17 protein-coding genes are annotated in these 18,682 nt (G+C 65.1%); 7 read left to right on the top strand and 10 right to left on the bottom strand.

Annotated features, from left to right (window positions below; genetic code table 11):
- Positions 1-53 precede the first annotated feature (53 nt).
- The 5 genes from JHC81_RS04615 to JHC81_RS04595 all read left to right on the top strand — a co-directional run bounded on the left by JHC81_RS04615 (position 54) and on the right by JHC81_RS04595 (position 4,431).
- Positions 54-533, top strand: coding sequence for a Dps family protein (locus tag JHC81_RS04615; RefSeq protein ID WP_292171269.1), 480 nt, complete (start codon positions 54-56; stop codon positions 531-533).
- A gap of 80 nt (positions 534-613) precedes the next feature.
- Complete coding sequence (locus JHC81_RS04610) at positions 614-1,792, top strand: cell wall hydrolase (RefSeq protein WP_292171267.1); 1,179 nt, start codon at positions 614-616, stop codon at positions 1,790-1,792.
- A gap of 94 nt (positions 1,793-1,886) precedes the next feature.
- Entirely contained in the window at positions 1,887-3,422 is a 1,536-nt protein-coding gene (locus JHC81_RS04605) for a PAS domain-containing protein (protein ID WP_292171265.1), read from the top strand.
- Positions 3,423-3,484: 62 nt separating this feature from the next.
- Positions 3,485-3,922, top strand: coding sequence for a response regulator (locus tag JHC81_RS04600; RefSeq protein WP_366465620.1), 438 nt, complete (start codon positions 3,485-3,487; stop codon positions 3,920-3,922).
- A gap of 5 nt (positions 3,923-3,927) precedes the next feature.
- Positions 3,928-4,431, top strand: a complete 504-nt coding sequence (locus JHC81_RS04595) for a BLUF domain-containing protein (RefSeq protein WP_292171262.1) — start codon at positions 3,928-3,930, stop codon at positions 4,429-4,431.
- Between the two features lie 5 nt (positions 4,432-4,436).
- Here JHC81_RS04595 and trxB read toward each other — a convergent pair whose 3' ends face one another.
- A complete protein-coding gene (trxB, locus tag JHC81_RS04590; RefSeq protein ID WP_292171260.1) occupies positions 4,437-5,447 on the bottom strand; it encodes a thioredoxin-disulfide reductase in 1,011 nt (336 codons plus the stop codon).
- 78 nt (positions 5,448-5,525) lie between these two features.
- On the opposite strand from trxB, the gene JHC81_RS04585 reads away from it, so the two are divergent.
- A complete protein-coding gene (locus tag JHC81_RS04585; RefSeq protein ID WP_292171258.1) occupies positions 5,526-5,828 on the top strand; it encodes a hypothetical protein in 303 nt (100 codons plus the stop codon).
- Here the strand turns inward: JHC81_RS04585 and JHC81_RS04580 are convergent.
- The 5 genes from JHC81_RS04580 to JHC81_RS04560 form a co-directional block, all read right to left on the bottom strand.
- Positions 5,825-6,820, bottom strand: a complete 996-nt coding sequence (locus JHC81_RS04580; RefSeq protein WP_292171257.1) for a mitochondrial fission ELM1 family protein — start codon at positions 6,818-6,820, stop codon at positions 5,825-5,827. The two genes, JHC81_RS04585 and JHC81_RS04580, sit on opposite strands and share 4 nt — an antisense overlap.
- Positions 6,811-7,284 carry a transcription elongation factor GreA gene (gene greA, locus JHC81_RS04575; RefSeq protein WP_292171254.1) on the bottom strand — a complete coding sequence of 158 codons (474 nt, stop codon included), beginning with the start codon at positions 7,282-7,284 and terminating at the stop codon, positions 6,811-6,813. The genes JHC81_RS04580 and greA overlap by 10 nt, the downstream gene beginning before the upstream one ends.
- A gap of 115 nt (positions 7,285-7,399) precedes the next feature.
- Complete coding sequence (locus JHC81_RS04570; protein ID WP_292171251.1) at positions 7,400-7,612, bottom strand: hypothetical protein; 213 nt, start codon at positions 7,610-7,612, stop codon at positions 7,400-7,402.
- A 76-nt stretch (positions 7,613-7,688) separates the two neighbouring features.
- Positions 7,689-8,351 carry a glutathione S-transferase gene (locus JHC81_RS04565; protein WP_292171249.1) on the bottom strand — a complete coding sequence of 221 codons (663 nt, stop codon included), beginning with the start codon at positions 8,349-8,351 and terminating at the stop codon, positions 7,689-7,691.
- A gap of 80 nt (positions 8,352-8,431) precedes the next feature.
- On the bottom strand, positions 8,432-8,674 hold the full coding sequence (locus JHC81_RS04560) for a cysteine protease (RefSeq protein ID WP_292171247.1): 243 nt from the start codon (positions 8,672-8,674) through the stop codon (positions 8,432-8,434).
- A 107-nt stretch (positions 8,675-8,781) separates the two neighbouring features.
- Here JHC81_RS04560 and JHC81_RS04555 point away from each other — a divergent pair, with 107 nt between their 5' ends.
- On the top strand, positions 8,782-10,083 hold the full coding sequence (locus tag JHC81_RS04555) for a cation:dicarboxylase symporter family transporter (RefSeq protein WP_292171246.1): 1,302 nt from the start codon (positions 8,782-8,784) through the stop codon (positions 10,081-10,083).
- 10 nt (positions 10,084-10,093) lie between these two features.
- Here JHC81_RS04555 and JHC81_RS04550 read toward each other — a convergent pair whose 3' ends face one another.
- The 4 genes from JHC81_RS04550 to JHC81_RS04535 all read right to left on the bottom strand — a co-directional run bounded on the left by JHC81_RS04550 (position 10,094) and on the right by JHC81_RS04535 (position 18,486).
- Positions 10,094-11,254, bottom strand: a complete 1,161-nt coding sequence (locus JHC81_RS04550; protein ID WP_292171244.1) for an aspartyl protease family protein — start codon at positions 11,252-11,254, stop codon at positions 10,094-10,096.
- A gap of 94 nt (positions 11,255-11,348) precedes the next feature.
- Complete coding sequence (gene carB / locus JHC81_RS04545; protein WP_292171241.1) at positions 11,349-14,648, bottom strand: carbamoyl-phosphate synthase large subunit; 3,300 nt, start codon at positions 14,646-14,648, stop codon at positions 11,349-11,351.
- A gap of 16 nt (positions 14,649-14,664) precedes the next feature.
- A complete protein-coding gene (locus tag JHC81_RS04540) occupies positions 14,665-14,979 on the bottom strand; it encodes a ribonuclease E inhibitor RraB (protein ID WP_292171238.1) in 315 nt (104 codons plus the stop codon).
- Positions 14,980-15,186: 207 nt separating this feature from the next.
- The gene (locus JHC81_RS04535) at positions 15,187-18,486 is read right to left on the bottom strand and encodes a TonB-dependent receptor (protein ID WP_292171236.1); all 3,300 of its coding nucleotides are present in this window, start codon (positions 18,484-18,486) and stop codon (positions 15,187-15,189) included.
- Positions 18,487-18,682: the final 196 nt, after the last annotated feature.

The raw sequence follows: 18,682 nt of genomic DNA, 5'->3' as shown, positions 1-18,682 counted from the left end.
ACCGTATGCCCAATCCCCAACTGCCAAGCTAGATATTCATCGAAGGATCGACCATGACCGCCACCATTCATACCGGATTGACCAAGGCCGAGCGCGGCGATGTGGCCGAGGAACTGACCAAGGTTCTGGCCGACAGCTTTGCCGTCTATCTGAAGACCCACGGCTATCACTGGAACGTCCGCGGCCCCGAGTTCTTCAGCTTCCACAATCTGCTGGAGCAGCAGTACACCGACATGTGGAATGCGCTGGACGACATCGCCGAGCGTATCCGGGCCCTGGGCGTGCTGGCCCCCCAGTCCTATCCGGCGTTCGGCAATCTGACCTCGATCAAGGATGGCGATCCTGAAAAGGAAGCGACCGCCATGCTCAAGGAGCTGATGCAGGATCACGAGACCCTGATCGCCACGGCACGCAAGGCTCTGGATGTCGCGTCCGACGCCGGCGACGAGGCCTCCGCCGATCTGATGACCCAGCGTCTGGCCGCGCACGAGAAGTTCGCCTGGATGTTGCGCTCGACCTTGGGCGGGCGCTAGAGACCGGCGCTTTCTGGCCCGAAATCCGCCGTCGCGGCAGGTGATAAGGCCGAGCCCGACGCGCGGGCGCGGAGCAGGATTTGGTCCAGACGATCCGGACATCTTTCGAGCGGATGACGCGATGGCCCTGGGCCGTCGCGCCTCTGGCGCTCGCGCTTGTGCTGACGGTGACGATGGCCTTCGCTACATCCCGTCCAGATGTCGATCGGCAGGCCCAGGCGGTTAGGCTGGCGACCGGCGGCGACCTGGGTCCGGACGGCTTTTTCGCTATCCGTGCGGACATGGACCCGTCCCAGCTTGCCCTGGCCATCCGCCACGACCCTCGTTATCGGCAGGCGGCGCTTTACGGCCTGACGCCAGGCTGGGAAACGCTGTCGCTGGGCGGGAAGCCGACGCTCGATTTCGGCCAGTCCGGCTTGGAGGCCCAACGGATCAACGCCGCGACGCCGTCCAGCGGCCTGTTGCGCCCGGCGCGGCCGTTCGTATTTCGCCCGGCCAGCGAGGCCGATCGCCGCCGAGCCCTGCGCTGCCTGACGCAGGGAATCTACTACGAAGCCGCGCTGGAGCCGACCGAGGGGCAGGAGGCGGTGGCCCAGGTGATCCTGAACCGTGTCCGCGATCTGAACTATCCCAACAGCATCTGCGGCGTGGTGTTCGAGGGGGCGGATCGGACGACGGGCTGTCAGTTCAGCTTTACCTGCATGGGTGCCCTGGCCCAGGCGCCCGTCGGCTGGGCGTGGAAGCGATCGCAGACGGTGGCGGAACGCATGCTGGCCGGTCACGTCGCCTCCGAGGTCGGCACCGCGACCCACTACCACGCCGACTACGTCCATCCCTGGTGGGCCACTACCCTGAACAAGCTGACGCAGATCGGCGCGCATATCTTCTATCGCTGGAAGGGCCTGAGCGGCGAGACGGCAGCGTTTCGCCAGGCCTATTCGGGCCGGGAGCCGATCATCGATGAGGCCCGACTGTCGCGGCCCCGACTGCAGATCGCCGCCACAGACGAGGCCTCCCTCGCGGACGCCGTGGCCAACGGCGAAGGCATGGCTCCTCGCACCGTGGTGATCGATGGTCAGACCCGCGTGGTCGGCGTCGTCTCCCTGGGCGGGCGTCGTCAGCCGACGCCGGAGGAGATCGCTGCGATCAACCAGCGCCTGGCAGAGTACGAGCGGCCGGCCGCCTCTGCGACCGCCGCCCCCCCTCCCGCAGGGGTCACGGTCATGCCCGTCGAAGAAGTCGGGCGACCCGCGCGCTGACGCTCATTTTACGGCTCCGCTTTGCAACGGCTCCGTTTCATGTGCATTTCCCAAGAAATCCCTTGGCGATAAATCGCCGCAGCCAGGCTCCTGTGTGTCCTCGACCTCGATTGAAACCGATGAGACGGCGCGCCTGTCTGCCCTGAAGGCCTACGGCATCCTGCATACAGCCCCAGAGGCCGCCTTCGATGACATCGTCGGCCTGGCGGCGCGGTTGTGTGAAGTGCCGACCGCCCTGATCAGTCTGGTGGGCGAGCATGAGCAGTGGTTCAAGGCCCGCGTGGGTCTGGACGCCACCTGCACGCCGCGCGATCTCTCGTTCTGCGCTCACGCGATGCATGGCGACGACATCCTGGTGGTGCCGGATGCGACCCTGGACCCGCGATTTGCCGACAATGCCCTGGTGACGGGTGACCCGCACATCCGCTTCTATGCCGGGGCTCCACTGGTCAGCAGCAACGGGCAGCCGCTGGGATCGCTGTGCGTGATCGACAGCCGCCCCCGGCCCCAGGGCCTGACGGATCTGCAGGCCCACGCCCTGACCGTGCTCGCCAAACAGGTCATGACCCAGCTGGAGCTACGAAAGGCCCTGATCACGGGCCAGGCGACAGGCGTTAAACTGGCGGACAGTGAGGCGCGGTTTCAGGCCATCGCCGACTCCATGCCCCAGATGGTCTGGTCGACGCTGCCGGACGGCTTCCACGACTACTACAATGCACGCTGGTACGAGTTCACCGGCGTGCCGCAGGGTTCGACCGACGGCGAAGGCTGGAACGGCATGTTCCATCCCGACGATCAGGAAAGGGCACGCCAACGCTGGACCCGTTCGCTGGAAACCGGCGAACCTTACGAGATCGAATATCGCCTGCGTCGGCACGACGGCGTCTATCGCTGGACCCTGGGGCGGGCGAACCCTATCCGAGACGCCGACGGCCGCATCACCCGCTGGTTCGGTACCTGCACGGACATCGACGACCTGAAGCGGGCGGAACAGACCAAGGAGCTGGTCAGCCAGGAGCTGAGCCACCGGATCAAGAACATTTTCGCCGTTGTGTCGGCTTTGATCGCCCTGTCTGCGCGCCAGTTTCCTGAGGCCAAGGGCTTTGCCAGCGCCGTGCGCACCCGCATCAACGCCCTGGCCCAGGCGCATGAGTTTGTGCGGCCCCATAGCGATGCCTCGGCACCCTCCATGGGCGACACGACCCTGCATGCCTTCCTGAACGCGCTCTTCAGCCCCTATTCCGGGCTGGACGGCCAGCCGCGCGTGAGGGTGACCGGGGACAACGCCGTCTTCGACGATCAGGCTGCGACATCGGTGGCCCTGCTGTTCCACGAACTCGCCACGAACGCCTACAAATACGGCGCTCTGTCCGTCGAAGCCGGGTCGGTGACGCTGACGACCCGCCAGGAGCGCGACCAGTTCGTCCTGGAATGGGTCGAGCACGGGGGGCCGCCCGTCGCGGCCGAACCCACCCGCCAAGGTTTTGGCTCATCCCTTGCATCGCTTTCGGTCGAGGGTCAGCTAGGCGGAAAACTGGTGCGCGAATGGCACAGCGATGGATTGAAAGTGACGGCCAGCCTGCCCGCAACCGCTCTCTCACGTCGCCGCGCCGCGCAAAACGCCGCATGACAACGGTTTGTGGAAACCCTACATCCGTGGTCGCGTTCTGATGGCTAGACGACACACGGTTCATTCAGCTTCGGAGTATTAGGGTAAAGACTATGTCGGCGCGTATCCTCATCATCGAAGACGAGGCCATCGTTGCGATGGAACTTCGTTTCGTCCTCGAAGACCTGGGCTACCAGGTCGTCGGCACCGCTGCGGAAGCCCGCACGGCGCGTGAGATCGTGCGCGAGGAAGACATCGACCTTGCCCTTGTGGATATCCATCTTTCCGACGGCCCGACCGGCGTCGAACTGGGCCGTGAGTTGGGTCAGGAGAAGGGCGTGACCGTCCTGTTCATGACCGCCAACCCCGGCATGGTCCGCAATGGGGTCACCGGTGCACTCGGCGTTCTGACCAAGCCGACTGATGAGCGTGCGGTCGAGACCGCCGTTGAATATGCCCTGTGCCGTCGGCAGGGTCGCCCCATCGAATACGCCCCGCCGGGCCTGCAGCTTTTCGCCTGAAGCGCGTGGCAATCTCGCTGAAAACAAGCCCCGACGCGCTTGAACAGCTGATCTATGTCAGCATCGACACGCGCGAGGTCACCAATCCGATCCGCGCGGCCGACATTCTGGCTGAGGCGCGGCGGAATAATGCGCGCGACGACATCACCGGCGTGCTGACCTTCACCGGCGGTCGCTTCGTCCAGATCCTGGAAGGTCGCAACGACCGGCTGGAGGATCTGCTGGCCCGTCTAGCCGTCGATCACCGCCATAGGGACCTGAACATTCTCGAACGCCGCACGATCACGCATCGCGATTTTCAGGGCTGGGACATGGTCAGCCCACGCCTCGCTCGCAGCCAGATCGACAGGCTGAACATCCTGTTGAACCAGACGCCGACCGATCTGGACGCCTATGTCGACCTGCTGGCCGAAGCGGTGCATCGCCAGGCCAATGCCTTGGCCGAGTACGGTTATGATCCGCGCGAGGATGCGCCGGACGGCCAGTCTGCCGGGTCGCCGACCGCCTGATCGGCCTACCAGGCCCCGATCTTCTCCGCTTCCTTGTGGCTGATCGGGTGATTGGCCTTGGCGTGATCCTCTTCCGCCAAAAAGCGCACCGCCTCCAGCGCAGCCATACAGCCCATGCCAGCCGCAGTAACCGCCTGGCGATAGATGTCGTCGGTCACGTCCCCGGCCGCCCAGACGCCTTCGATAGCCGTGGCCGCCGTGCCAGGCTTCACCACCAGATAGCCACCCTGTTTGGTCTCTAGCTGGCCTGCGAACAGCTCTGATGACGGCGCATGGCCGATGGCGATGAAGACGCCGTCGGCGGCCAGATCGCGGGTCTCGCCCGTCTTGACGTTCTGGATCCGCGCGCCCGTGACATTGACCCCGCCGAAGTCGTTGGTTTCGCCCAGGATTTCGTCGATGGCGCTGTCCCAGACCACCTCGACCTTGGGGTTGGACAACAGCCGCTCCTGCAGGATCTTCTCCGCCCGGAACTCGTCGCGGCGGTGCACGACGGTGACCTTCGACGCGAAGTTGGTCAGGAACAGCGCTTCTTCCACCGCCGTATTGCCGCCGCCGACCACGATCACCTCCTTGCCGCGATAGAAGAAGCCGTCGCAGGTGGCGCAGGCGGAGACGCCAAAGCCCTGGTATTTGGCCTCGCTTTCGAGACCCAGCCATTTGGCCTGGGCCCCCGTTGAGATGATCACCGTCTCGGCCAGCAGTTCGGTGCCGCTGTCCAGCGTCAGGCGGAACGGCCGCTGGCTCAGGTCGGCCTTGACCACGATGTCCTCGATGATCTCGGTGCCGACATGTTCGGCCTGGGCCCGCATCTGCTCCATCAGCCAGGGACCCTGAATGACGTCGGCGAAGCCGGGGTAGTTCTCGACATCGGTGGTGATGGTCAGCTGGCCGCCGGGCTGAAGGCCGGCGATCACCACCGGCTGCAGCAAGGCGCGCGCGGCATAGATGGCGGCGGTCCAGCCGGCGGGGCCGGACCCGATGATGGCGACGCGGACGGTACGGGGAGTGCTCATGACGCCTATTTAGGCGGTGATTCCACTTTGCGCGATGCTAGGGTGACGGTTCTTCACAGGCAGATCGGGAATAGTCCTATGGAAGGTCGCAGCGCCATCGGCATCGGGATTGGTTTGGGCCTCAGCATTGGTGTCGCCATCGGGGTGGCCACTGACGATCTGGCCCTGTGGTTGTCCCTGGGCATCGCCATCGGTGCCGGCATGGGTGTCGCTTTCGATCAGCAGGCTGCTCGCAAGCGCAAACAGGGCGACAACAGCGGCGGTGACGGTGGAGCCGCACCTCTGGGCGGTAGCGACAGCAGTGGTCGCGACAAGAGCTTCGACACCAGCGATGGCTCGGACGGTGGCGGCGGTGATGGCGGCGGCGGGGGCGGCGACTAGGCCTGTAATCGCTTGATGATCGCCCGCGCGGCCCGCCCGGTTTCGTTCAGCGGCTCATAGGTCCAGCTTTCCAGGCGGCCGTCGAAGGGCCGCGCAACGCCCCGGTCGCGCAAATCCCGATGCAGGCGCGCGAACTTGTCGGCCGGCCTCGTCGCCACCATCGGCAGGATGTGCACCGGCTTTCCCGTCGATGCGGCCTCGGCAGCCATGTTGGCGCTGTCTTCCGTCACCAGAATATGGTCGGCGAAATGCAGGAAGGCGAAATAGGGGTTTGCGCCCGTGCCGTCCCAGATCAGCCCGGGCAGGTGCACCAGCCGCCCCGTCATCGCCGCCTTGGCCGCTTCGGGTGTGCGGCGGGAGTAGGTCAGCATCAACGAACCGCCCGCCGCCTCGATGGCCCCGGCGATCTGCTCGGCCAGGGCGGCGGCATGGGCGTCGGGCAGGTCATGGGCACGGGACTTGCCGCCGATCAGCACGGCCACGCGCGGATGGGACAGGGGTGGCAGCACGTCGACGAACCCTGCGGCCCCTTCCGCCAGCCGGGCGGGCGAAATGCGGTGCGGTGACCCCGTAATCGACAGGATGTTGGCCCCCTCGATCCCGTCATGCCGCGGCGCGACCACGAGGTCGTAATCACCCGTCCGCCAGCGCGGGTCCTGCGTCTGTACCACGAAGGTCTTGCCGCCAGAGCGGCGCTTCGCCATGAGCGACAGCGGCAAAGTGGCTCGACCGGTGCCGATCCAGATGTCCGGCCAGTCCTCACCCGCTTTCGGAAACGGCGCGTCGGCGGACGGGTCCAGCATCCATTCGGCCTTGAGCGCCGACGGCAGCTTGTCGAACCCGGCGCGCCACCGCACCCGTTTGACAACGATCTCAGACGGCAAAAGGCGCTGGAGGGCTTCCGCCAACCCCAGCGCCTGATTTTCCATACCGGCCCGGCCGTCCGAGACGACCCAGATCGAAAGCGCCGACGTGTCGGTGGCTATTTCCACTCGACCTTGAGGATTTCGTAGGCCTTCACGCCGCCGGGCGTGTTGACCTCGACCACGTCGCCGACCTCCTTGGAGATCATGGCGCGCGCAATCGGCGAGGCGACGGAAATCTTGCCCTGCTTCACGTCGGCTTCATGCTCGCCCACGATCTGGTAGCGGCCTTCCTCCTCGGTGTCCTCGTCGACGACCGTGACCGTCGCGCCGAACTTGACCTGGGTCCCGCTCAGCTTGGAGACGTCGATCACCTGGGCGCGGCTGATCTTGTCCTCGATCTCGGCGATCTGGCCCTCGATCCAGCCCTGACGCTCCTTGGCGGCGTGATACTCGGCGTTCTCCGAGAGATCGCCATGCTCGCGCGCTTCCGAGATGGCCGAGATCACGCTCGGCCGCTCCACGGACTTCAATTGCTTCAGCTGATCGTCGAGGACACGGTAGCCCTCGGCCGTCATCGGCACTTTTTCCATATGTCGTGAGTTTCTTGGTTATCGCCCGACTGGACAGATTGACTGGCACTTGAGATCGCAGGGCGCTTGCGACCGGCCAAAGAGGGTAGGGCACCCTGTCAAAACGTTCAAGACCCTATGGCCGATTGGCGACCCGTGTTCCGGCAACGCGGCGACGCGACAGGGCGCGGATGTGTTTCATCAGGCTCCAGGCCAGCCAGCCAAGGAGGGCCATGCCGATCGCCATGAAGGCCACGGACACGATGAAGATGCCGGCGGCGATAAAGGCGAGCACAAAGGACAGGGCGGCGGTCAGAGCCGCCACGATTTGAATGGTTTTCAGGCGCATGGGCTCATTAACGGATGGTGGCCCCTGCGGTTGCGGCTCTGCCTTCAACACCCTGTGACTGTGTCCCGCCCGCCACTCAGGCGTAACTGTAGGGCCCGCCCCGCTCCAGCGCCCGCTGATAGGCCGGCCGGGCGTGGATTCTTGCCAGAAAGGCCTTCAGACGGGGCTTGTCGTCATAGGGCGCGCGGGTGCCCCCGGCCTCGATGGGGAAGCTCATCATGATGTCGGCGGCGCTGAACTGGTCGCCCGCGAACCATTCCGACTTGCCCAGTTCGGCCTCCCAATAGGCCGTGTGGGCCGCGATCTGGGGGTCGATGAAGCCGTCCTGGGCCTTGGCGCTGATGGCCTTCACGACCGGACGCACCAGCCCCGGCGAGCGTTTGGGCAGCTGGCCGAAGATCAGCTTCAGCAGCAGCGGCGTCATGGCAGAACCCTCGGCATAATGCAGCCAGTAGGTATAGCGCCGCCCGGCCTCGGTGCCGGGCGCAGGACGCAGGGCCGCGCCGTCTGAACCCTCCAGCAGATACTCGACGATAGCGCCGGTTTCCGCCACGCGCACGGCACCGTCATCGACGACGGGCGACTTGCCCAGCGGATGAATGGCCTTCAGCTCCGGCGGGGCCAGCATGGTGGCCGGATTGCGCTCGTAGCGTTTGACCTCATAGGGCCGTCCCATCTCCTCCAGCAGCCAGAGGACGCGCTGCGAACGGGAATCGGCGAGGTGGTGGACGGTGATCATGAGGACGCTCCGGTCAGGCTGGACGGTCAGTCACGCATGCTGACGCCGCGTCCGTCCAGCCTTTTCGACAACCGGTACAATCAGGCGCGGCGACCGCTCCAGCGCTGGCGCGGATGGGCCTTGGCCTTGCTGCCTGGGCGCTGGGACTGGCTCTGCGAGGGCTTGCCGGCGCGGCGATCGCGGCGAGCTTCCCACAGCTGGAACGCCAGGGTCGCCAGGGCCAGCTTGCCGGCATGGCGTCCGGCGACGCGGCGTCCGCCCTTGCTGAACAGCAGGCCACCGACCAGGGTCACCAGGCTGGGCGAAAGTTTGGGAATGGGCATGATCGATCTCCTTCGGTGACATAACGCGCCGCAGCCTTGGCCGTTCATCGCCGTTCAGCCCTGCGACATCGCTTCGCAGCGGGCGATTCACAGGCTAGCGTCACCGCATGGCCCAATCCCGCACCGCTGCCGTCATGTCGTCTCTGTCGCTTCGGGTGCTGGTCGCCCTGATCGCCGGCCTGGCCGCAGGAGCGGCGGCGCAGGCCTGGGGCATACCCGGCGGCACCGCCAGCGTGGCGGCCATCGACGCCCTGGGCCAGCTGTGGCTCAACGCCCTGAGGATGACGATCATCCCGCTGGTCTTTGCCCTTCTGGTCACCGGCATCGCCTCGATCGCGGATGCGACCTCGACCGGGCGGCTGGCGATCAAGGCGCTGATCGTCTTCGCCGTGCTGCTAGTGTTCGCCACCGTCTATGCCTTCGTCGCCTCCATGGGGCTGCATGCGATCTGGCCGATCAATATCGCGGAGGCCCAGGCCCTGCTGGGCGGTATTTCCCCGGATCAGGCCGCCGCGGTCGCCGAGGGCGCCAAGTCCGGCGGCTTCGGGGCCTTTGTCGCGGGACTGGCCCCCTCCAACCCGATCAAGGCCGCGGCGGACGACGCCATCCTGGCCATCGTGGTCTTCGCCATCGCGTTCGGGTTCGCCACCACCCGCCTGCCGGGCCGGTTGCGCCAACCCATCGCGATCTTCTTCGAGGCCGTGGCCCAGGCCATGATCGTGATCGTGCAATGGGTGCTGTGGGCCGCGCCGGTCGGAGTCTTCGCCCTGGCCATGGGCGTGGGCCTGCGGGCCGGCATCGGGGCGGCGGGGGTGCTGGCCCATTATATCGCCATCGTCAGCCTGGCCATCATCGGTCTGATCCTTATCCTCTATGCGGTGGCCACCGTCTGGGGCCGGATCGGCCTGGGCCGGTTCGCGCAAGGCATCGCCCCGGCACAGGTTGTGGCCTTCTCGACCCAGTCGTCGCTGGCCAGCCTGCCGATCATGGTGGAGCGGGCGGTGGGGCGGCTAGGCGTCTCTGCGGCCACGGCCGGACTGGTCCTGCCGCTGGCCGTCGCCGTCTTCCGCATCACCAGCCCGGTCGCCAACCTGGCCGTCGTCATCTACTGCGCCCACCTGTTCGGGGTTCAGATCACCCTGCCGGTCATGGTCGCAGGCGGCCTGACCGCCATGGCCATCAGCGTCGGCACCGTCGGCCTGCCCGGCCAGATCAGCTTCTTCGCCAGCGTCGCCCCCATCGCCCTGGCCATGGGCGTGCCGCTGGAACTGCTCCCCCTGCTGCTTGCGGTGGAGGTCATCCCCGACATCTTCCGCACCGTCGGCAACGTCACCGCCGACCTGACCGCCGCCCGCATCGTAGAGGGCCGGGACGCCGTGGCCGACCCGGAGGCGGCGGCGGGGATTTAGAACCTCTTGCTTAACCGGCCAAGAAATCGCGCAGTGTCAGCTTGGTCGACTGTGGCTGCCCATTGCGGACAAAGGCGATGTCCACAGTCGCACCAACGGGGCCGCGAACGGCACGCAAGGCAGACGCAAGGTTGCCCAGATTGGTGACGATATCGCCTTCTCGCAGACCCGCCTCGGCCCCAGGTGACCGGCTGCCCACGACCGAAACCCTGACGCCGCTTCGCGCCTCGTCCAGCCACAGTCCGGAGAAGCCGTACGGCAGATTGATCATCTCCAGCCCGTTGCGCCGGATGCCGAAGCGCTGCCCGCGATCCGCAATGGCCAGGTCCAGCCCTCGCAGGACGGGAAAGCCCAGAATGGCGGTGTTAGGGAAGGGGTCGTCCAAGCGGATCAAAACACGACCGCCCGTAAAGGTTTGATCTCCTATTCGAATGGGGGGCGCGGTCAGCAATCGACTGGGAACGCTCGGGCGCCCACGGATCGTGCGGCTGGGTACGGGGGCGAAGGCGACGTCTGGCCCCATCAGGCCGAGTTGCTCCGCGATGTTCGGCGACAAAGACAGGGCGTGCGGCCCGCCGGTGTCCCACACCGCATCGATCTCTGCACTGCCGACCTGCACGGGGCCGTGAGGCCGCAAGGCCAGGCCTTGGACGCGCGGGGCCTCCAAGCGTGCCTGTACCGGGGCGTAACCCTCCATCAATGTCAGTCCAGAAGGGTGGACGCGCCAAAGTCCTTGACCGTGTAGTAGTTCCGAATCAACCGACGTGATGATCCCGGCCGACAGCAGCCCGTCCCCACCCAAGGCTTCAGCCTGTTCCAGGCCGAAGAATGCCGCTCCGCTCTGTCGGACGACTCCGCCCAGCACAAGCTCTTCGACGGCATAGACCTGGAAGGACCCTCCGGCCAGTCTCGTTGTACGCGCAGGCCTCAGCCCCAGTTCCTGGGCGAGGCTTGACCGCATGCCCGACAGTTCGGCCCCTGTATCGATCACGAAAGAATAGGGTCCTCGACCATTCAAGGAGACCTGTATCGCAACGCGGTGATCGCCCACCTGGATTGGCGCTTCGATGACGCCGGTGTTCTGGGCCAGGGCCGGGCTGGCCATCAGGCTCAGACTGCCTGCCAGCAACATGCGCCGGTCGATGGCGAAATCATGCGTGAGAATCCTCATGTCGGCCTCCTGCTCGAATAGGAGCCTGAGGAAACATCGTGACGATTGTTTGCCGTCGATCAGGCGTTTTGGAGGGTGATCGCCGGATGAGCCATCACCCGTAATCCTGGATCGGTCTCACATCCAGATCGCCCGCCTTGATCGCGCCGATGGCCTGGGCGGCGGCCTGGGAGCCGGCGGTGGTGGTGTAATAGGGGATTTTCATCATCAGGGCGGTGCGGCGCAGGCTGAAGCTGTCCTGCAGCGACTGCTTGCCCGAGGTGGTGTTGAAGACCAGCTGGACCTCGCCGTTCTTCATCGCATCGACGATGTGGGGACGCCCCTCCAGCACCTTCTTCACATGGGTGACGGCCAGGCCCTGTTCGACCAGATAGCTGTGGGTGCCGCCGGTCGCCATCAGGGTGAAGCCTTCGGCCAGCAGCGTCCTGGCGGCGTCGATGATGAAAGGCTTGTCCTCGTCCTTGACCGAAATAAAGGCACAGCCGGAGACGGGCAGGGTGGTGCCGCCACCGATCTGGCTCTTGGCAAAGGCACGGGCGAATGCGGGGGCCATGTCGGCCTCGCCGTCGCGCTTCCAGTCCAGCCCCATGACCTCGCCGGTCGAACGCATTTCCGGGCCCAGGATGGTGTCGACACCGGCGAAGCGGGCGAACGGGAAGACCGCCTCCTTGACCGCGATATAGTCATACGGCTTGTCCGTCAGGCCGAAGGAACTCAGCGGCACCCCGGCCATGACCTTGGCGGCGATGGCGGCGATCGGCTGGCCGATGGTCTTGGCGACGAAGGGGGCGGTGCGGGACGCGCGCGGATTGACCTCCAGCACGAAGATTCGGGGGTTGTCGCTGTGCGGCTCCTCGATGGCGAACTGGACGTTCATCAGGCCGCGCACCTTCAGGGCCTTGGCCATCTCGGTGGTCTGACGCTTCAGCTCGGTCACGATCTCGGCTGATAGCGACCAGGGCGGCATGGAGCAGGCGCTGTCGCCCGAGTGGACGCCGGCTTCTTCGATGTGTTCGAGAACGCCCGCCACGAACACCGTATCGTCGTCGCACAGGGCGTCGACATCGACCTCGGTGGCGCGGTTCAGATAGTGGTCGATCAGGACGGGGTCGTCGCCCGAGACCCGCATGGCCTCGCCGACATAGCGGTCCAGCTGTTCGCGGTCGTGGACGATCATCATGCCGCGCCCGCCCAACACATAGGAGGGGCGCAGGACGACGGGATAGCCGACTTCGTCCGCCTTCTGCGCGGCTTCCTCGGCGCTGCGGGCCAGGCCGTTGGGCGGCTGGATCAGGCCGATGTCGTTGAGCATCTTCTGGAAGCGCTCGCGGTCCTCGGCCAGGTCGATGGAGTCCACCGACGTGCCCAGGATCGGCACGCCATCCTCCTGCAACGCATGCGCCAGCTTCAGCGGCGTCTGGCCGCCGAACTGCACGACCACGCCGATCAGGTCGCCCCTGGACCGTTCGACGTCGATCAGCTCCAGCACATCCTCGGCCGTCAGCGGTTCGAAATACAGCCGGTCGGAGGTGTCGTAGTCCGTCGAGACCGTCTCGGGGTTGCAGTTGACCATGATGCTTTCGACGCCGATGTCGGCGAAGGCAAAGGCGGCGTGGCAGCAGCAGTAGTCGAACTCGATCCCTTGCCCGATCCGGTTCGGCCCGCCGCCCAGGATGATGGCCTTCTTCGCCTGCGTGGGGCTGGATTCGCACTGCGGAACCTGGCCCAGCGCCCCGGTCTCATAGGTCGAATACATATAGGCCGTGGCGGAGGCGAACTCGGCCGCGCAGGTGTCGATCCGCTTGAAGACAGGGCGCACGTTCAGGGCACGGCGGGCCTTGCGCACGGCCGCCTCGGTGGTGCCCGTCAGCTGCGCCAGACGGGCGTCGGAGAAGCCCTTAGACTTGAGTTTGCGGAATTCGGTGGGCTCGGCCGGCAGGCCAGTGACACGGACATGGCCCTCAGTGCGCACGATGTCGGCGATCTGGCGCAGGAACCACGGTTCATACGAACAGGCGGCGTTGACCTCATCCACCGTCAGGCCGTGGCGGAAGGCCTGGGCGATGACCAGGATGCGGTCCGGCGTCGGCTGGCCCAGGGCGCGCACGACGGCGGCCCGGATGGAGCCTTCGTCGCCCGATCCGTCGGTGCCCTCGATCTCGATCTCGTCGAAACCGTTCAGCCCGGTTTCCAGACCGCGCAGCGCCTTCTGCATGCTCTCCTGGAAGGTCCGCCCGATGGCCATGACCTCGCCGACCGACTTCATCGAGGTCGACAGCAGGGGCTCGGACCCCGGGTATTTCTCGAAGGCGAAGCGCGGGATCTTGGTGACAACATAGTCGATGCTGGGCTCGAACGAGGCCGGCGTGACCTGGGTGATGTCGTTGGTCAGTTCGTCCAGCGTGTAGCCGACGGCCAGACGCGCGGCGACCTTGGCGATCGGGAAGCCGGTGGCTTTGGACGCCAGGGCCGAGGACCGCGATACCCGCGGGTTCATCTCGATCACCACCATCCGGCCGTCGGCCGGATTGATGGCCCACTGGACGTTCGATCCGCCGGTCTCGACCCCGATTTCGCGGAGCACATTGATCGAGCCGGTCCGCATCCGCTGATATTCCTTGTCGGTCAGCGTCAGGGCAGGGGCGACGGTGATGCTGTCGCCGGTGTGGACCCCCATCGGGTCGATGTTCTCGATGGAGCAGATGATGATGCAGTTGTCCGCATGATCACGGACGACCTCCATCTCGTATTCCTTCCAGCCCAGCACCGATTCCTCGATCAGCACCTCGGTGGTCGGCGACAGGTCCAGGCCGCGCAGGACGATCTCCTCGAACTCCTCGCGGTTATAGGCGATGCCGCCGCCGGTCCCGGCGAGGGTGAACGAGGGCCGTACGATGGCGGGCAGGCCGACGAACTCCAGCCCCTCCAGCGCCTCTTCCATCGAATGGGCAGCCTTGGATCGGGGGCTCTCCAGACCCAGCTTGTCCATGGCGTCGCGGAATTTCTGGCGGTCCTCGGCCTTGTCGATGACCTCGGCCTTGGCCCCGATCATCTCGACGCCGTATTTCTTCAGCGCACCGGAGGCGTCCAGCGCCAGGGCCGTGTTCAGCGCCGTCTGGCCGCCCATGGTCGGCAGCAGGGCGTCAGGGCGCTCCTTGGCGATGATCCGCTCGACGAACTCCGGCGTGATCGGCTCGATATAGGTGGCGTCGGCCACCTCCGGGTCGGTCATGATGGTGGCGGGGTTGGAGTTGACCAGGATCACCCGGTACCCCTCGGCCTTCAGGGCCTTGCACGCCTGCACGCCTGAATAGTCGAACTCGCACGCCTGACCGATCACGATTGGCCCCGCGCCGATGATCAGGATGGATTGGATGTCTGTGCGCTTGGGCATCTTCGGCCTCGTCTGATCAGTTCGTCACGACCGCGCACTCCCAGCCGTCATAGTCCAGCTGAAAGGCCGCGGCCCAGGATTGCATCATGGATGAAACAGGCGCGAACGAGGCTTCGTCCACCGCCATGGTGGTTTCCAGAACGGTCATCTCGTCCTGGCCGCGCGTCACGAAGCCGGCGCGCCGCGCGACCTCGTTCAGGTCGTCGTGGTCACCCTCGCCATAGAAGTAGAACAGGGTATGCCGTGGGGTGACGCCGCTATCGCCATGCTCGGCCAGGGACGCCCGGATCATGGCGTCGCGCTCGTCGTGCGGGACATCGGATGCGGTCACGGCGGCAGCGGTCCTTTCGCGCACGAAAATCCGGCGCGGGCGATACGCCGGCGCGGTTCCGTTCGGGTTGTCGGTTAAGCGGTCCGTCTAATGAGCGCGGGCGGCGGGGGCAAGCCGCAATGCGCCCGACAGTGCCATTTGCTGTGCGCTACGAAAAAGGGGCGGCCCTTTCGAGCCGCCCCTGATCCGTCTTGGCCGGTTCCGAAATCAGAACGGGCGGTAGTTCAGGCCGATGAAGAAGCGACGGCCGTAGGGGTCGAAGTTCGAATAGAGCGTCGTACCCAGATAGTCGGCTTGTTCTTCGTCGAACGCATTCACGACACCAGCGCGAACCGTCAGGTCCTCGCGGGCATTCCAGCGCACCGTGAAGTCGTGGCGCGTGAAGTTGCCGGTGTTCAACTCGTCATACTCACGACCATCGGCGTTGGAGACGAAGTCGCGGATACGGACGCTGTCTTGCGCCGTCTGCCAGTCAGCCGTCCAGTTCACGCTCCAGATCTCGTTAGGGGCGTAGGTCAGCGACGACTTGAGGCGGACACGGGGGTAGAAGATGTTGCTGGACAGTTCTTCGAAATCGCCGGGCTCATCAGCGTTGAGGAACTGCTTCTGCTCGATCAGCCAAAGCCCGCCGAGTGAGTAGTCCAGCGTGCCCCATTCACGACCGGTGACTTCGGCCAGGTCCATCGTGTAGCGCGCGGTGAAATCCAGGCCGCGCGTCTGCAGCGCGGCGTAGTTCACCGAGCCCTCAATGAACCCGCCGATGGGATCGCCCAGCGGGGCACCGACGCCGAAGGTGGTGTTGGGATTGTTGCGGAAGATGGTGGCGCACGCCGCCTGGTTCAAACCAACGCCGCTGACGCAGTTATTGGCGACAGTCTGTGCCGAAACAGCAGAGATGACCTGCTCAATCTCGATCTCATAGTAGTCAAGCACCAGCGAGAAGTTCGGGATAAACCGCGGGCGAATAACCGTTGAGAAGGTAAAGCTGTTCGATTCTTCGGGTTGCAGAAACGGATTGCCGCCCAGAACGCCTGAAATCCCGTCTGAATAATCCGGGTCAAAGTTGTCGGTAGGATCGAGCGTGGCATTTGCGAAGTCGAAGGTCAGGCCCTGTTCGGCTGCCAGTGCGGTACAGTTGGCGATCCGATTTTCGCGAACCTCGGCCTCCTGCACAGCGGAAATCACGTCGGTGGCGCAGGGGTCGACGAAGCCATTCAAGAACGTCTCGCCGAAGGGCGAGAAGTTCTCCGCCAGGTCAGGCACGCGAACCGATGTGTTGTAGCTGGTCTTGAAGGCGATGTCGGGGATCGGGCGGTAGACCAGGTTGACGCCATAGACGTCCACGTCGCCCACCGTACTGTAATCCGCAAAGCGGTACGATCCGCTCAGTTCAGCATACTCACCCAGCCAGCTGTCGCGGAAGAGAGGCAGCGAGACCTCAGCGAACAGCTCCTCGCTGGTGTATTCGGCTTCGGGGAAGTCCGGGCCACCATTCAGGAACAGGAACTGACGTCCGGCGATGTCGCGGTCGCGACCCGTCGCTTCCGTGGCCTCGCGGCGGTACTCGGCACCGAGGGCCAAACCGATCGGGCCGGCACCCCAGAAGTCCCAGAGGCTGCCCGAAACCGAGGCGATTGCCTGCTCCTGCTCATTGCGTTCGGTCACGCCGATGACGGCATCGATGTAATCCAGAGCAGCCTGGGACTGATTGCCTTTGCCGAACACGTTCAGCGGGGCGCAGTCGCGGATGGAGTTGCGACCGTATTCGCTGTCGCGCAGATCGCCGCCATTCTGGTCGATCAGGTTGCCGTTCGGCACGCCGCGATCAGCCAACAACTGGACCCGGCAGACGATTTCGCCCGGGCGGCCGTTCACCTCACCAGCCGTATCGACGACGGCGTCCGCGGCCAGAGACACCCGCTGGCTGTCCGTGCCGCGCTCGCGGTTCTCAATTTCGACCTCGCCATAGGTGTAGCCGATGTCCCAGTTGATATCGCGCACGAAGCCAAAGCCGTCATTCGAGCCGCGGATACCGGCGACGAAGCGAGTCAGTTCGCGGGTGTTGTCCTGCGTGCGGTCAGGGCCGAACATGCTGTGACGGGCCTGCTGCAAAGACACAGGCGTTCCTGCTTGCCCTGGCGCAGTCTCGGTAGGCACATCGTACTGGATGATCTCGTTGGCGGCGATGGCGTCCTTGACGATCTGCGGCAGGAAGGCGTTATCCGACCAGCGCAGGTCGAAGTTGGCCACGTTATAGACGACGCCCAGGCTGTCCGCGTCATAGGCATCGACCAGGTCGATGTCATAGAAGGTCGGCTGCGACAGGTCGAAGGTGTCTTCGGTGACGTATTTCGCCTCGCCGTAAAGTTCGATATCGGGCGTCAGCTTGAAGGTCGTGCCGACCTGGAAACGGGCCGATTCCGAACGGGGAACGCGCGAACCCGTGCTGAACTCGGCCGGATTTTCGCCGTCACCGCCGATGTTGAAGGGACGGTTCGCGCCGGTTTCGCCCAGCCGCTCACCGAAGTTGGCCAGACGCGCGGTCGTGCCCTCGTACCAGTAGGTCTTGCCGGGCTGGACTGCGAAACAATCCGGATCATAGCTGAAAGAACCGCTGGCAATACAGTCGACATACGGCACGTCGGGGTCGTTCAGCGGGCTGCCCTGCTGATTGTTCGCCAAGGTCGTCTGGCCCCAGCGCGGCAGGTCTATGCGGCGCACGTTCTTGTACAGGCGGGCGTCCAGATTGCCATCGAACGGGTCGGCGCCCGTGTCGGCGTCGATACCGATGCGGACCGGCGCATCTTCCAGCCAGTCGATGTCCAGCGAGGTGACTTCGTCGACCTCTTCATACTCGGCGTGGGCATAGATGTTCAGCCGGTCGTCCAGCAGATTGGTGCCCGCCAGCACGGAGATGCGTTTGTTGGCCTCGCCGTTCTGGTTGATCATGCCGTAGTTGGCGTCGATCTCCAGGCCTTCGAAGTCCTTGCGCAGGATGAAGTTCAGCACGCCGGATACGGCGTCGGCGCCGTAGACCGAGGCGGCACCACCCGTGACGATCTCGATGTTCTCGATCAGCAGGCGGGGAATCGTGTCGATGTCGACCGACAGCTGACCGCCGCTGGAACCGACGTGACGGCGACCGTCGACCAGGGTCAGGGTGCGGTTCGAGCCCAGGCTGCGCAGGTTCGGCAGCGACAGGCCGCCGTCACCCAGGCCCGAACCCGTCGTATCCGAAGGCACCACCGAGTTCGACAGGGCGGGGATGGTCGCCAGATAGTCGATCACCGTGGCCTGACCGGTGGCCAGCAGTTCCTCGCGCTGGACCTGAATCAGCGGGGTCGGAGCGTTGGTGGCGTCGCGGCGGATGCGCGAGCCCGTTACCACAACCTCACCCAGTTCGGTCGTCGGGTCAGCGACCTGATTGAGGGGCTCCTGACCGGTCGCGGTGTTGGCGGGCTGATCGGCGGGAACCGTCTGTGCCAGCGCCGGCGCGGTCGCTGCCATGGCACCTGCCAACATGGTCGATGCGAGCAAGGTCTTGCGGATATTTAGCATATGATGAACGCCCAACTGTTGAGAAACGCGGTGACATCGAAATCTCGACGAGAGGGCGCAAAAGCCCGACCACTTCCACCATGGTCAAGCGTTGCCTTATGAAATATGCAATATTACAATGTTATTCGGACATCTTGTGACCCTG

The organism is Brevundimonas sp., assembly GCF_016463295.1.
Classification (GTDB): Bacteria; Pseudomonadota; Alphaproteobacteria; order Caulobacterales; family Caulobacteraceae; genus Brevundimonas.
This window is presented reverse-complemented; position numbering and strand designations above follow the sequence as displayed.

Coding starts and splice junctions, on each gene's coding strand:
- greA (WP_292171254.1), bottom strand. CDS start 7,284: ATGGAAAAAGTGCCGATGACGGCCGAGGGCTACCGTGTCCTCGACGAT.
- JHC81_RS04585 (WP_292171258.1), top strand. CDS start 5,526: ATGGAAGGTCGCAGCGCCATCGGCATCGGGATTGGTTTGGGCCTCAGC.
- trxB (WP_292171260.1), bottom strand. CDS start 5,447: ATGAGCACTCCCCGTACCGTCCGCGTCGCCATCATCGGGTCCGGCCCC.
- JHC81_RS04550 (WP_292171244.1), bottom strand. CDS start 11,254: ATGAGGATTCTCACGCATGATTTCGCCATCGACCGGCGCATGTTGCTG.
- JHC81_RS04535 (WP_292171236.1), bottom strand. CDS start 18,486: ATGGCAGCGACCGCGCCGGCGCTGGCACAGACGGTTCCCGCCGATCAG.
- JHC81_RS04565 (WP_292171249.1), bottom strand. CDS start 8,351: ATGATCACCGTCCACCACCTCGCCGATTCCCGTTCGCAGCGCGTCCTC.
- JHC81_RS04615 (WP_292171269.1), top strand. CDS start 54: ATGACCGCCACCATTCATACCGGATTGACCAAGGCCGAGCGCGGCGAT.
- JHC81_RS04555 (WP_292171246.1), top strand. CDS start 8,782: ATGGCCCAATCCCGCACCGCTGCCGTCATGTCGTCTCTGTCGCTTCGG.
- carB (WP_292171241.1), bottom strand. CDS start 14,648: ATGCCCAAGCGCACAGACATCCAATCCATCCTGATCATCGGCGCGGGG.
- JHC81_RS04570 (WP_292171251.1), bottom strand. CDS start 7,612: ATGCGCCTGAAAACCATTCAAATCGTGGCGGCTCTGACCGCCGCCCTG.
- JHC81_RS04560 (WP_292171247.1), bottom strand. CDS start 8,674: ATGCCCATTCCCAAACTTTCGCCCAGCCTGGTGACCCTGGTCGGTGGC.